The sequence below is a fragment of the Arthrobacter sp. AOP29-A2-19 genome, assembly GCF_058138025.1.
The window spans coordinates 1,194,648-1,207,611 of sequence record NZ_CM176894.1 but is presented as its reverse complement, the minus strand read 5'-3'; the positions used below and the strand labels follow the sequence as shown (position 1 = coordinate 1,207,611).

Here is a 12,964-nt window from a genome sequence, read left to right as displayed (position 1 = left end):
TCTCTGAGGTGGGGGTAGATCAGACCAGCGCTGTGGCGGTCTCGGGGCCGGTCGGCCGGAGGTCCGCGCCAATCACGGCGTCCTCGAGCTTGATGCCCGGATCGGCGACCAGGTCCGGATCCAGCGGCCGGCCCGCGGGGATCAGTTTCTTGGCGGGGCGGAAGTCGGCCAGGCCGCCTACGGTGTCGACGGCGGACAGGCGGCCCCCGCGAAGGTAGACCACGGAAAACCTGCCCGATTGGGGGTCGCCGCGCACGATGGCCTCGTCGTCAGGGTGCATGACGCCGGCCGTCTGCAGGCGCACACCGTGCTGGACGGTCCAGAACCAGGGCACTTCCGCCGGCTTGTCGTCATGGTGCAGGATGTCGCTGACCACGGACTCGGCCTGGGCGGCCGCGTTCTGGATGGATTCCAGTCTTTGGCTCGTGCCGCTGAACGGGCTGGTGGACCGCGTGACGTCACCGACGGCGTGGATGAGGGGGTCGCTTGTGCGGCACCGCTCGTCGACGAGAACGCCGTCCTGGCAGGCGAGTCCGGCGGCTTCCGCCAGCTCCTGGTTGGGCAGCACTCCGATCCCGGCGACGACGACGTCGGCCCCGAAGGTTCGTCCGTCCGCGGTGAGGACCCGCTCGACGCGTTCCTCGCCCTGCAGTTCGGTCACGGCCGCACCGAACTCCAGCCGTACGCCGCGGGAGCGGTGGAGGCGTTCGAAGAAGGCGGACACCGGCGGGGAGGTCACACGTTTCATGACCCGGTCCTGGAACTCCAGCACCGTGACCTCGCAGCCGTTCTTCAGGGCCGCGGCGGCCACTTCCATCCCGATGAAGCCGGCTCCGATGACCACCACCCGCGCGCCGGCGACCAGGGACCGCTTGATGGCCAGCCCGTCCCGGTGGGTGCGCAGCGCGAGCACGCCATCGAGGTCCGCGCCCGGCACGGGCAGGTCGCGGGCCCGGGAGCCGGTGGCCAGCACGAGCCGGTGGTAGGGGCGTCGGCTGCCGTCCGCGAAGACGACGGCGCGGCCCGGCCGGTCGATCGAAACGACGGCCTGCCCCGCCGCCCGCTCTATGTCCTTGGCCCCGTAGTAGTCCTCGTTGCGCAGCAGGGCGGTCCGTTCCCCGGCGCCCGGCACCAGCAGGTCCTTCGACAGGGGCGGCCGCTCGTAGGGGGCGTCATCCTGGGCGTCCAGGAGGACAATCCCTCCCAACCAGCCGCGGCTCCGGAGGCCCGCGGCGACGGCGACGCCGCCGTGCCCGGAGCCGACGATGACGATGGGATCCGTGGCGCGCTCAGTCATTGTGCGCCTCCAGAACGACGTGCAGGCGGTGGGGACCGGCGTTGGCGAGGTTGTTGCCGCGGACCCATTCGATCTCGCGCGCCGGATCCAGGGTGATCTTGTCCAGGCGCCGGGCGAAGACCTCGGCGGTGACCATGGTCTCCAGCCGGGCCAGGGGCTGGCCCAGGCAACTGTGCACGCCGTGGCCAAAGCCCAGCGACTTGCCGTTGTCGTGGTCGATGTCGAACGAGTCGCCGTCCTCGAAGAGGTCCCGGCTGGCGGAGGCGTTGAGCAGGCGGACGATGCTGCCCGCGGGGATGGTTGTTCCCGCGACCTCCACTTCCTCGGTGGTGATGCGGCTGGCGCGGTGGACCGCGCCGCTGTGGCGGGCCAGCTCGTCGGCGAACTTTCCGGCATCCTCCGGATTCCCGCGCACACGCTCGAGCAGGGCGGGCTGCTCCGCGTAGATGCGGAACGCGTTCGCGAGCAGGATCGTGGTCGTGTCGTGCCCGGCGATGAAGACGAACGAGCACAGCTCCTTGGCCTCCTGCTCGGTGAGGAGGTCCTCGTCCTTCCACATCCGGGCTATGTGGCCGCCCATGGACGGGCTCCGCTCGGCGTAGAGGCGCTCCAAGGTGTCCTTGAGGTAGGCCCAGAACTCGTGGGCGCTGTCCTCGTCGGTGCCCGTGCCCTGGGCGTTGCGTGCGAGGCGGCCGAAGTAGGAGAAGGTCTCGTCGGACCAGAACTTCATCTTCTCGTAGTCCTCGGCCGGAACATCCAGGAGCGCGGAGATCGTGGCCATGCTCAACTGGATCGCGTAGTCCTCCACGACCTCGCCGCCGCCCTTTGCGAGGAGGTCGTCGAGGAGCTTGTTCGCGGTCTCCCGCACCCGATCCTCGAACAGTTTGATCGCCTTGGGGGTGAACGCGGTGGCCACGATCTTGCGCAGGCGGGCGTGGTTCGGCGCGTCGAACAGGACCAGGAACGTCATCGGCGGAGGGGAAACCACCTCCGAGGAGAAGATCTTCGGCGCGCGGAAGGCCTTGCGCACGTCCTCGTAGCGGGAGATGAAGTAGACGTCGGAGACCGGCGACCAACACCGCAGGACCGGCGCGTTCGCCCGCATCCAGGCGTAGTGCGCGTAGGGGTCCTCCTGGGATCCGTCGTCGACGACCTTGAAGGGCTCCATGCCCTCGGGCCAGTCCAGTTCGTGGGAATAGGGTGGAGAGCCCTCGTCGCTGCGCGGAAGTGGCGTCTCGAGCGTCGTTGCTGCGGACATCAGGTGCCTTTCGTGTGGGGGCTCAGGCTCCGTCGCTGGGCCGCGAGGAGCTGAAGAGAGCCGGAAAACAGGCGAGGCGGAACCGACGCGAGCATCGTGCGGGGCTGGGACCCAAAGCATCCGGCGACCCGTCAAGCGATCCGCGCCTCGCTTCCCACTGTGAGGGGCATCACGGGAGAGGCGGGCTCCGCTTCCATTGAACGGAATAAACCGCGCGGTTAGACGCCTTCGCCCAGGAAGGTCTGCCGCGCGCGGACGAGAGTCCGGGAGATGCCATGGGATGCAGTGAGCAGGGAGGGCACGATCAGCCGCACCTCAGCTCCTTCCCGCGGCACGATGGCACTGAGCGCCGCAACGACCGTGCGCTCGGCACCGAAGACGGGGACGGCGATGCCCAGCCACTCGGAGACCCCGATGCCCGGCAGGGCGACGAATCCCCGGCGCCTGACCTCCGCAAGATGCCGGCGGATGAGGCCGGGGTCGGTCGGGGTTTCGTCCGTGACCTTCTCCATGCGCCCCGCCAGAAAAACCTCTTGGAACTCCGGGGAGGAATGGGCCAAGAGCACCAGCCCCGGCGAACAGGCGTTGAGCGGAAGGCGGTCGGTGATCCGTGCCGCGTCCAGGACCGAGTCCGGGGCCGACATCCGTTCCACATAGAGGGCGGAGTTCCCATCCAGCACCGCAAGCGTGGTGTGCTGGTGGACGACCGAGAGGACATCGTCCATGAACGGCAACGCAGCCTCCCGCACGTTCATGGCCGCCAGCGACCTGGTGGAGATCTCCCACATACGCAACCCGATCCGCACCCCGCCGGAGTCCTCCCGGCGAAGCAGGCCGTAGCCCACGAGTTCCTCGACCAAACGGTGCGTGGTGGACAGGGGCAACGCCGCCCGGGCGGCCAGGCGAGACAAGGTCATGGTTGGCCGGTCGCGGTCGAAGGCCTCCAGAACGCGGACGACCCGGCCAATTACCGAGTCCCCGCTGCGGGAATTCGCCATGCCGCCTCCCTTTCGCGTCGAACGACTCCAACACCGACCGTCCCGCCAGCCATAACGGAGGTCGACGCGCCCCACCAAGGGTCCACGGCCGCCTCGTGCCGAGCATCCCCGGAGCTGCTCCCGAACGCTTTCACACTCAGGTGCTCCGGTCCCCTGAGCGGGGAATCCCTGGCAACTATACCCATTGAATGGAAGTTGGGTGGCGGTCGTCACAGATGTGTCCCGACACTGGACGCAACCTTATCCACACCAGCAGGAGTACTCCATGAGCGCAGAGCGCACCGTTCTCACCACCCCGGTCGGCATCGTCGGCGGCGGCCCAGCCGGGCTGATGCTTGCGCACCTCCTCCACCGCGCGGGCATCGACAGCATCGTCGTCGAGAAGCGCGACAGGGACACCATCCACCACACACACCGGGCGGGCATCCTCGAGGCCGACACCGTCCGGATGCTCACCGACTCCGGCGTCGCCGGGCGGGTCCTGACCGAGGGGCACGAACACGAGGGCGCCATCCTGCGCGTCCAGGGCGAAAGCCACCGCATCGACTTCAAGAAGCTCGTCGGCGAATCCGTCTGGCTCTACCCGCAGAACGAGGTGTTCTGGGACCTGGCCGCGGCCCGGGAGCGCGACGGCGGTGACGTCCGCTGGTCCGTCAGCGACACCGAGGTCCTCGACCTGACGACCGGTACGCCGAAGATCCGCTTCACCGACGCGGCGGGCGAGGACTTCGAGATCCGCTGCGAAATCCTCGTCGGCGCCGACGGCTCGCAGGGCATCAGCAAATGGGCTATCCCCCAAGAGGAGCGCACCGACAACTTCATCGAGTATCCCTTCGCCTGGTTCGGCATCCTCACCGAGGCCCCGCCCAGCGCGCCGGAGTTGATCTACTCCAACTCCGAACACGGCTTCGCTCTGATCTCCCAGCGCAGCGCGAACGTGCAGCGGATGTACTTCCAGTGCGACCCCGAGGAGAACGTCGACGACTGGGACGAGGAGCGGATCTGGGCCGAGCTGCAGCGCCGGGTCGACGGCCCGGACGGGTTCCGGCTCGTGCGCGGGCCGATCTTCGAGAAGACCGTGCTGAAGTTCCGCTCCTACGTGTGCGAGCCGCTGCGCCACGGCAACCTTTTCCTCGTGGGGGACGCCGGGCACACGGTGCCCCCAACCGGGGCCAAGGGTCTCAACCTCGCCTTCTGCGACGTCCGCGTGCTCGCCCCGGCACTCATCGAATACTTCCGCACCGGCAACGACTCCGGGCTGGCCGGGTACTCCGCCACGGCACTGGAGCGCGTGTGGAAGGCACAGAACTTCTCCTACTGGGCCACCAATCTCATGCACACCCAGCCGGGGGAAAATCCCTTCAACCAGAAGCGCCGGTTCGGCGAATTCAAGGCAATCACAGGGTCCGAGCGCGGCGCCTCCTATTTCGCGGAGTCCTACACGGGCTGGCCCGAAACCCGCACCCAGGCGCACCGGAAAACTACTGAGGGCGAGCAGCGTCCATTCCTCGACTCGATAGCCGTGCTGCCCTCGTGACCGATCCCACAACCCCTCAAACCAACCCGTCGCGCCAGGAGGGCAGCTCACTTCCCACACCGTTCTCCGGTGGCGAATGGGGCCGCCCTCACCGCCACCGGCCACCACCGGATTCAAACAACAGTTCCACAGCGGATATACCGTAGGAGATGCCATGTCCACCGATACAGACCAGCGAACAGCAAAGCCGCCAAGAGTGGAGGGGCTGGATACCGGCGCAGCGCCGACCGAACAGGATCACGACCATGGTGAACTGATTTGTTCGCCATGGATGGGACTGCACTACGGCCAGGGGTAATTCGGGTAGGGCAACATGGTTGAACGTCGCACCGGCCCCGGCGAACTTCTCCGCGGTCTTCCCGCAAACCAAAACAGCCGGTCCAAGATAATCATGAAGCAACCACTCCGCCCGTTACACAGCCGGAATGGACCAATGCCGGGCAACGCCGGAAACCAGTGCCGGCGGGGCCCTTCGACCCCCGGTGCGGGCCGGGGTTGCGTGTGGAACACGACGTTGATGCGGGCGGATGGAACCGTGAGTCGGATGCGAGACGTTGGGCGGCGCGAGGGATTGATCGTTGCGGTCAGAACGACGCCGTTGAGTTATTCCGCGTTCTGATGCCAAGCTCGGTGGGTGACAGTCGAAAGAGAAGTGTTGAAGGCAGCGCAAGCGCGAGCCCAGGCTATGGGAAGCGGAGACGCCGAGGGGCTGCGGAACCTCCTACATCCAGCATTCAGCTGGATCTCTCACAAGTGGGAACATTTCAACCGGGATGCCTATCTCCGCTCCAATACAGGAGGCTCCACCAGCTGGCACGGGCAAGAGCTGCATCAGCCGGAGATCAGCGTTATAGATCGAACCGCGGTTCTTACCTGTGTAGTGACGGACGACGTCTCGATTCAAAACCACCGGAGAACATTTCGCATGCCGATGACCCAGGTCTGGGTGAACGAAAGTGATCGGTGGCTACTACTTGCTGGGCATGCCGGCCCGCTAATGGATGCCGCCGGGAAAGTTCTCAACTGAAAGTCTTGAGAGCGACTGATGGCGATTCCTCAGACCGTATTCAGGTCCCCTAAAGCGGCTTGAAGGTTGCGGTCGACTCCGTGCGCCAACATGCTCTGGTACGTTTTGTCACCGTTGGCGGCCACCTTGCTGATGACGTCCAGTTGGCTCTGAACGCGTTGCCGAACGAGTTCGAGGACGTCGTTGGTCGTTCCGTCCCATCCGTAGGCGCCGAGGAAAATGGCCAGACGGTCCCGACGCTCTCCAAAGGCTCGGAACCCTTCTTCCAAGACGAGACGCCGGGCGTGGAGCGGCACCCAGGAGAATGCGACCCAGGCCAGGTCCTCGGCGCGCGTGGTTGGGCCGGCCATGTCCCAGTCAACGAAGCCCACCAGCCCATCCGTGTTCCAGACCGCGTTGTAGGGTGCCGCGTCGTTGTGCCCGACGATCATTCCCGGTTCCCATGCTTTGCCCTCGCGCCACCGCGCCCCTGCCGGGGGTACGAAGTCGGTGACCGAGCGGTGATAGCGCCGGAGCCAGTCACCCACAACTTGGAGCGCTTCAACGCTGTGGACCCACCGTGGCCAGGGGCGGGCGCCGCCGATCGTTATGCCATCGAGAAAACCTAGGACCTCGCGGCCCTGCGCGTCGGTACCGAGGGACCGGGGCGCACCGGCGAATCCCACTGACTCCAGATGGTGCAAGAGCGCGTTCACGGCCGGCGATCAGGAGCCGGAAACCCGGCGCACCGTTCCGTCGATCAGGTGGGCGCCGCCGTCGAATCCACCGTCCAATCTCCCGCTCATGCTGCCAGCCTCCCACGCCCGCCACTTCGCCCCGTGTTTGTGCGGGACAAAACTTCGTTTGGACACCTCGTGGCTGAACGCATGCCATGCTGAGAGGATGACGGACGCGACATGGGATCGGAAGATTGACCGCTTCTACGAGCAAGAGTTCGATGAATCGGATCCGGGGGGCTCGATTCAGAAGATGCAGGCACTCGTTGCGGAACGTCCGGAAGGCGACGCGGCCGCACTCTTTGAGTTGGGCGGAGTGCACGATTCTCTCGGACTCGAAGAGGAAGCCATCCGGTTGTACCGTGACGCGATCGCGGCGGGGCTCGAGGGGGAACGCGCGACCCGCGTGATGATTCAGCTGGCAAGCACGCTGCGCAACGTTGGCGCCTCGGCGGAAGCGGTCTCTATGCTCGAATCAATGCCGGCGGCAGGCGCCGACGAAGCGCCACGCCAAGCTTTTCTCGCACTCGCTCTTTACGACGAGGGCCGCTTCGGGGACGCGCTGCGGACGGCCCTGAATGCCCTCATACCTACCCTGCATGTTTACAGACGATCCCTTGCGGCGTATGCCGAGGAGCTCCCCGGGACGGTCAAGCCGGAGGAGACCACGGTGAAAGGCCGGCCTGCTTAAGTCTCGATGGCCTGCCTTTCGAGCGACCATCCAAGAGCGGCCCAACCTCACTGGCCCCGATCTCGACTCACCGGAGATCCGCAAGACACCCTCGACCCTGCCGGTGCGTTAGGGGAAACAGCCAAGGGAGACGCGCATGGAAAACGGCTTGATTCACCTGGTCGACTTCATTGGTGCAATGCGTGTGGCCAAAAACGGAAACATGGTTGTGGCGACGGTCCACGAGGCCGGTCACGGTGTGAAGCCTGTCTACGATGTGCGTGCCCGGACGCCCGAGGGCACATTTGAGCTTTCGACGGATGGATTCAGGACGTCGTACAGGCCGGCAGACGGTCAGATCCTCTCCAGCGAGGGCGGCAGCCGCTCCCGCATGGCGTACCGCCCCCACTTCCCGATGACGCCCGTCGTGCTCGCCATGTTCAGCCCGCTGGACTTGCCGTCGGGGTTGTCCTTGAAATGCGCTATCTAGGCAATAATCACCTGACGACGGATGTCCGGACGGTGCCCGACATGCCTTCGCCGTAAGGGGAGGACGCCGGGCGCGTCTAGGTGCCGAGATCGCACGGTAGGGGGATGGAGTCGGCTGCGGCGTGGCTATTGTGGCACAAGGGTTACGTGGCCACCACACCGTATTCACGGAGTTCCAACCTGGTGGCTCCATCGGGTGCCAGCTCAAGCGCCTCCATTATGTGGACAGAGAACAGCCTCAGCGGTCCGTCGAGTGAGTCGAAGAGGCCGCTCGAGTCGGTGCGCTGCACTGCCTCAAGTATCTCCGCCAAGCCGGCGTCGAAGACGAAGCGCCGCCCGTCGCGGCCAACGATCGAGACTCTGCTGAGGGGATCAAAACCGTCGGTTTCGAGGTCTCCGTCCTCGGAGGTCATCCGTCGCAGGTCCGAAACGAATTTCTCGTAGTCTCGCATAGCTTGCTCCCATCGGCGTGACACTCAAGGGTGAGCAAAGACTAGCGCTGTCTCGCTTTCCCAACTCGACACTCCTCATCGCGGGACGGCACAACGCGATACGGCCCTCCCCTGACACCTCACGGATGACGCTGCCCAGCAACCGGACCGCGCTAATCCAGTGTGCAATCCTTTCCACAGGAACCGAAGCAAGATACCAGTCGACGGCGGTCGTTGTAGGCTCAAATCCCGAGTCAACAGAGGACTGCGCTAGCCTCGTGCCATGGGTGAAAAAGCGAAGAGTGTCGAAGAGTATCTCAGTGCGCTCGACCCCGCCTACCGAGCCGAACTCGAACGGATCCGCGCCCTCGTAACGCAGCTCGTCCCGGACGCCGAGGAGACGATGAGCTATGGGATGCCGACGCTAAAATATAGGAACCGGGCGCTGGTCTATCTCACCGCATCCAAGAGGCATCTGAGCTTCTACCCCTCCTCATGGGCGATCGAGGAGCTGAAGGACCAGCTCAAGGACTACAAGACCACCGAACACGCGATTCGATTTACGTTGGACAAGACCTTGCCCAGCCGCCTTGTCGAGGACCTTGTTCGCGTGCACATGCGCGAAATTGACGCCAACAGGCAATAAGCCGCGGGCGTCCTATGTTCCGGCATCGTGGTCGCAGCAATGGCCAACCTGATCGGCGCAGCCACGCAAATCGTGCACTGCAGGCCCAGATATTGGTCGCCAGCACGTCACCTCGGCCGACTAAGACTACGCGTTGCGCACTCACCCGCAGGGCGGTGCCGACTTGGCAGACCCAATCACACCGTCTCCTAACCATTGCCCGAGGCCGCAGGGCCTGAATACTCTGAGGCGTCTCAAAACGCACCAGCCAGGGGAACGAATGACCGAACGAGCATCGCCTGCCGCCCGCGCACTCCTGCCCGGCCTCGGCCTGTGGATCATCGCAGGCGTCCTCGCGCTCCTCGCCGCGGCACGTGGACCCTTCGGCGGGTTCTCAATGATGGACCTTGCCGCGCGGGTCGTCGCCCTGGCGGCGGTGGTCTACAGCCTGCGCGCAATTGCGCGCCGCGCCGGATCGCAAGGTCGTAGACGACGTCGGAGCCGGACCTGCCGCGACCTATGCGTCGGCGTCAGCTCCCAAGGAAAACAACTTCTGACGCTTCCAAGCTCGGCTTCATCCGCTCACACAGGCAGCACCAACATCCGGCTAGACGTTCCCCGCCACTCGTCCGGGGAGCCGATCGCCAGGTTCTGCCGAACCACCGCCGTGGCCACCTACCGAGAGGTGCCCGCACAAGTGGGCGGGACATGACGCGACCCGGCTTCGGAGAGGCGGTCTACACCGGACCAACAATCCAGCGGAGATCCTCGCCGTCGAACTGGCAGGGGCCCGGAACCTCGAGGTAAGGGAAGCGTGCGCCTGGACGCTGAAGGACGGCGACCTCATGCTCTACCTTTGGTCCGCCGCGATGGCCAAACGCGACAAGAAAAACGCGGACCTCGTCGAGGGCCTCTCCCCCAGGCAGACGGGTTCGTCATCTAGCCCGGCCAGTAGGCGGGCGTCGCCGTGATGGCCGAGATCCAAGACCGCGCCCAGCCAGCAGGTGCGCACCAGCTCTTGGTTCGCTACGTTTCCAACGGGCGGGAATATTCAGAGGTAATCTACGTGTCCCACAAGTTGGAGCCCAACGGCTCCGGTTAGCGGTAGCCGAGTTTGCGGGAGCAGGTGGGCCAGGCTCCCCAACCCTGTTTGGCGAGTACCTTCTTGGCGATCTTGATTTGGGTGGCCTTCGACGCGCGGTGCGGGTAGCCCTTCCCTCCGTAGGCTTTCCAGGTTCGCAGGTTGAACTGAAGACCTCCGTAGTGTCCGTTGCCGGTGTTGATGGACCAGCGGCCCCCGGACTCGCACTTGGCGATCTTGTTCCACTGGGTTGCGGTGGCTCGCGCGGCTTCCGCGGACGGGGCTGTGGCGAGTCCCGAGCCGCCGGCGATGCCGAGGGCGAGCGTCAGAACGGCGGTGATGGTCAAGAGTCTGGCGATGGTTTTCCGCATGGGTGGTGCTCCTCGATGTCGGGGACAGGGACGGCGCGACGGCAGCAGTCAACGGTTGCTGCCGTCACATTGCTCTTGGCGCGCACGGGACATGGGCCGGTTCAGCCCTGACATCGGCGCAGCTGTTTGCCGCGTTCGGCGGCGCCCCGGAGCCGGGCGTGGTGTAGACCCATTACGAGCGGTACCCGCATAGGACGTCCGCCTCCGGTGTGTGCCGGGCGAACCATCAGGTCTTCGAGCGAGTGTAGTTGAACCGCGCTGCTACCCTCGCGTAGGCCCCCGACCCGGCTGACGAAGCGCACTTGCGTGAACGCATGGGCAGTCTCGGCAACCTGCCGGCGCACGATCGGACGCGCGAGGGCCGTGACTGGTATAGGGTCGCTCGGGTCTGGAACAAGCATTGCGACTGGGGGCGGGAAATTCCTTGGACCTGTTGGGCGGCATGAGCCGCGACGAGCTCCGCATCTGGTCTTGCGCCGCGGTGGCCATCTTCACATTCGCGGCCGGCCTCTGGCGCCCGCGCGGACTTCACTGGACCGCGCTGGGTTCCGTTCTGCTTTTCGCTGCCCTCAACGCAAGCGCCGGGGTCTACGTCCTGCACCATTTCCGTGACCCTCGCTGGTCCGCGGGCGGAGAGCCCCCGCTGAGTGCTCCGTCGCTGGCGGGGACACCAGTGGTGGGACAGTTTCTGGGCCCCCTGGACGTCGCGCTCAACGGGGTGGTCGGCAGCGTGAATGAATTCTTGGCTTTCAAGCAGGCGCTTCCCGTTGCGCTCGATTTCCTCGCCGTGTCCGGCTGGGCGCTGCTGGTGTCGTTCCCGCTTGCCATACTTGCCGCCGCCATCAGCCACGCCTTGGGCAAGCGTCGAAAAGCGGACTTCGAAAGATTCCGTGCCACCGTTGACACGCTCAAGGATGAACTCGAGCAGGTCAAGCGGCAGATCTCCACCTTGCATTCCGCCGACACAACGCACTCGCCGGGCGCCGAGATGTCTGGCGGCGCCCGGCGGATCGTGGATCGTGGCCAGAATCAACCGTCCTAACGGCGCGCTGCACATCGAGTGCGGTCGGCGGCCGGTCGGCCCAATGGCAACCGATCCAGGGACATGGAGCCCATTGTTACTGTGGGCGAATGACATCCCTGGAACTGCGCTGGACAACCCAGCTCACCGACAATGATTACGCGGACATGGCCCGGCTCTTCGACAGCGAATACGCCCACGTCCACGGTCCGTGGAATCCGAAGGACGGCTACGGGTACGCCAGCGGCGAATTGCACTCCTTAGCCCGGGTCGACGGCGACCTGGTCGGGTACGCCGCTGCGGAACGTCGCTTCGTGGGTGTGGGAACCGGCGAGGTCGTTGTGTTGGGCATCGGCGGGGTCGTCACCGCGGCCCCTGCCCGCGGCCAAGGCATCGGCCGCCAAGTGATCGCCTCTCTTCAGGGCGCCATGCAAAGTTCAGCGCGAGCCGACTTCGGCCTGCTTGGCTGCCGGCCAGAGGTCGTGCCCTTCTACCAGTCGTGCGGCTTCAGCCTCATCGAAGCTGTTATCCGGGACGTCTCTCCCGGCGATGCCAAGACCGTCGTTGAGAGTGACGGCCCAACCCTGGTCTGTTCCGGCACCCGGCCAGTCGAGGCTTGGCCCCAGGGCATCGTTGATCTTCGCGGATTGCCTTGGTAGAAACTGCTGCGGACTTCCGCCGCGGTGGGTAGCGAACCAAGGTTCGGGACGGTCACACGGCGAGCGCGCGAGGAACGGATTCCCCGATGCAACCGCAGGAACCACGATTGGCGGGGTTGCGCCAACGCGAAGGAGGGCAATGACGCTACTCATCCCGCAGATGCCACGGCAGCCGTTGCCTCCGCGCGGCGCCGTCGTCCTATCCCTTGGCCAACCGGAAGCGGGCGCATGTAGGTTAGGCGAATGAGTGAATCCTTTCGTGATTTCTTGCGCCGACTCCCGGACTTTCCCGATAGTCTTCCGGAATTCGACGCCGCGACCGCGCCGGAGGACCCCGCCTCCCTGTTCCGCACCTGGATCAAGGAGGCGGCGGCCGCCGGGGTGAGGCAGCCGCACGCCTGCAGCCTCGCGACCGTCGGCTCGCAAGGACAGCCGTCGTCCAGGATGGTCCTTCTCAAGGACATCGATGCCGAGGGCTGGCATATCGCCACATCACGAGTCTCCCGCAAGGGAGCAGAGTTGGCCGCCAACCCGCGAGCCGCCTTGAACTTCTTCTGGGCGCAACAGGGACGCCAGGTTCGGGTCGTCGGGAATGTCGTTGAGCTGTCCTCGGAAGCCTCCGCAGCCGATTGGCGCGGCAGACCTGCGCACGATGGCCAGGACAATCCCGACTGGCAACTGTATGCCGTGTCACCGCAGGAGATCGAGTTTTGGCAGGGACGCCATGACCGCAAGCACATAAGACATACCTATCGACCCCGGGGCTGACGAAGTCCCCTCACCC

Annotated in this window: 14 protein-coding genes; 8 read left to right on the top strand and 6 right to left on the bottom strand. The window is 65.5% G+C overall.

What is annotated here, in order from left to right; translation table 11 throughout:
• Positions 1-19: 19 nt before the first annotated feature.
• From AC3ZJJ_RS05530 to AC3ZJJ_RS05520, 3 genes are all read right to left on the bottom strand, one after another.
• Complete coding sequence (locus AC3ZJJ_RS05530) at positions 20-1,297, bottom strand: NAD(P)/FAD-dependent oxidoreductase (RefSeq protein ID WP_489894312.1); 1,278 nt, start codon at positions 1,295-1,297, stop codon at positions 20-22.
• Positions 1,290-2,555: a cytochrome P450 gene (locus AC3ZJJ_RS05525; protein ID WP_489894310.1), complete on the bottom strand. Its 1,266-nt coding sequence runs from the start codon at positions 2,553-2,555 to the stop codon at positions 1,290-1,292. The genes AC3ZJJ_RS05530 and AC3ZJJ_RS05525 overlap by 8 nt, the downstream gene beginning before the upstream one ends.
• A gap of 218 nt (positions 2,556-2,773) precedes the next feature.
• Complete coding sequence (locus AC3ZJJ_RS05520) at positions 2,774-3,553, bottom strand: IclR family transcriptional regulator (RefSeq protein ID WP_489894308.1); 780 nt, start codon at positions 3,551-3,553, stop codon at positions 2,774-2,776.
• Positions 3,554-3,818: 265 nt separating this feature from the next.
• On the opposite strand from AC3ZJJ_RS05520, the gene AC3ZJJ_RS05515 reads away from it, so the two are divergent.
• Both AC3ZJJ_RS05515 and AC3ZJJ_RS05510 read left to right on the top strand, forming a co-directional pair.
• Complete coding sequence (locus tag AC3ZJJ_RS05515; RefSeq protein WP_489894306.1) at positions 3,819-5,090, top strand: 4-hydroxybenzoate 3-monooxygenase; 1,272 nt, start codon at positions 3,819-3,821, stop codon at positions 5,088-5,090.
• Positions 5,091-5,724: 634 nt separating this feature from the next.
• Entirely contained in the window at positions 5,725-6,117 is a 393-nt protein-coding gene (locus AC3ZJJ_RS05510) for a nuclear transport factor 2 family protein (protein ID WP_489894304.1), read from the top strand.
• Between the two features lie 29 nt (positions 6,118-6,146).
• On the opposite strand, the gene AC3ZJJ_RS05505 is transcribed toward AC3ZJJ_RS05510, so the two are convergent.
• The gene (locus AC3ZJJ_RS05505) at positions 6,147-6,548 is read right to left on the bottom strand and encodes a phosphotransferase (protein WP_489894302.1); all 402 of its coding nucleotides are present in this window, start codon (positions 6,546-6,548) and stop codon (positions 6,147-6,149) included.
• 451 nt (positions 6,549-6,999) lie between these two features.
• Between AC3ZJJ_RS05505 and AC3ZJJ_RS05500 the strand changes: the two genes are divergently transcribed.
• A complete protein-coding gene (locus AC3ZJJ_RS05500; protein WP_489894300.1) occupies positions 7,000-7,524 on the top strand; it encodes a tetratricopeptide repeat protein in 525 nt (174 codons plus the stop codon).
• Between the two features lie 136 nt (positions 7,525-7,660).
• Positions 7,661-7,993 carry a hypothetical protein gene (locus tag AC3ZJJ_RS05495; RefSeq protein WP_489894299.1) on the top strand — a complete coding sequence of 111 codons (333 nt, stop codon included), beginning with the start codon at positions 7,661-7,663 and terminating at the stop codon, positions 7,991-7,993.
• Between the two features lie 142 nt (positions 7,994-8,135).
• Here the strand turns inward: AC3ZJJ_RS05495 and AC3ZJJ_RS05490 are convergent, their stop codons facing one another.
• Positions 8,136-8,444, bottom strand: a complete 309-nt coding sequence (locus AC3ZJJ_RS05490; protein WP_489894297.1) for a hypothetical protein — start codon at positions 8,442-8,444, stop codon at positions 8,136-8,138.
• A 262-nt stretch (positions 8,445-8,706) separates the two neighbouring features.
• Here AC3ZJJ_RS05490 and AC3ZJJ_RS05485 point away from each other — a divergent pair, with 262 nt between their 5' ends.
• Positions 8,707-9,069 carry an iron chaperone gene (locus AC3ZJJ_RS05485; RefSeq protein ID WP_489894295.1) on the top strand — a complete coding sequence of 121 codons (363 nt, stop codon included), beginning with the start codon at positions 8,707-8,709 and terminating at the stop codon, positions 9,067-9,069.
• A gap of 1,077 nt (positions 9,070-10,146) precedes the next feature.
• On the opposite strand, the gene AC3ZJJ_RS05480 is transcribed toward AC3ZJJ_RS05485, so the two are convergent.
• Positions 10,147-10,500 carry a transglycosylase family protein gene (locus tag AC3ZJJ_RS05480; protein WP_489894293.1) on the bottom strand — a complete coding sequence of 118 codons (354 nt, stop codon included), beginning with the start codon at positions 10,498-10,500 and terminating at the stop codon, positions 10,147-10,149.
• A gap of 442 nt (positions 10,501-10,942) precedes the next feature.
• Between AC3ZJJ_RS05480 and AC3ZJJ_RS05475 the strand changes: the two genes are divergently transcribed.
• The 3 genes from AC3ZJJ_RS05475 to AC3ZJJ_RS05465 all read left to right on the top strand — a co-directional run bounded on the left by AC3ZJJ_RS05475 (position 10,943) and on the right by AC3ZJJ_RS05465 (position 12,948).
• Positions 10,943-11,542: a hypothetical protein gene (locus tag AC3ZJJ_RS05475; protein WP_489894291.1), complete on the top strand. Its 600-nt coding sequence runs from the start codon at positions 10,943-10,945 to the stop codon at positions 11,540-11,542.
• Between the two features lie 89 nt (positions 11,543-11,631).
• Complete coding sequence (locus tag AC3ZJJ_RS05470) at positions 11,632-12,180, top strand: GNAT family N-acetyltransferase (protein WP_489894289.1); 549 nt, start codon at positions 11,632-11,634, stop codon at positions 12,178-12,180.
• Between the two features lie 243 nt (positions 12,181-12,423).
• Positions 12,424-12,948, top strand: a complete 525-nt coding sequence (locus AC3ZJJ_RS05465; RefSeq protein ID WP_489894287.1) for a pyridoxine/pyridoxamine 5'-phosphate oxidase — start codon at positions 12,424-12,426, stop codon at positions 12,946-12,948.
• The last annotated feature ends 16 nt before the right edge of the window (positions 12,949-12,964 follow it).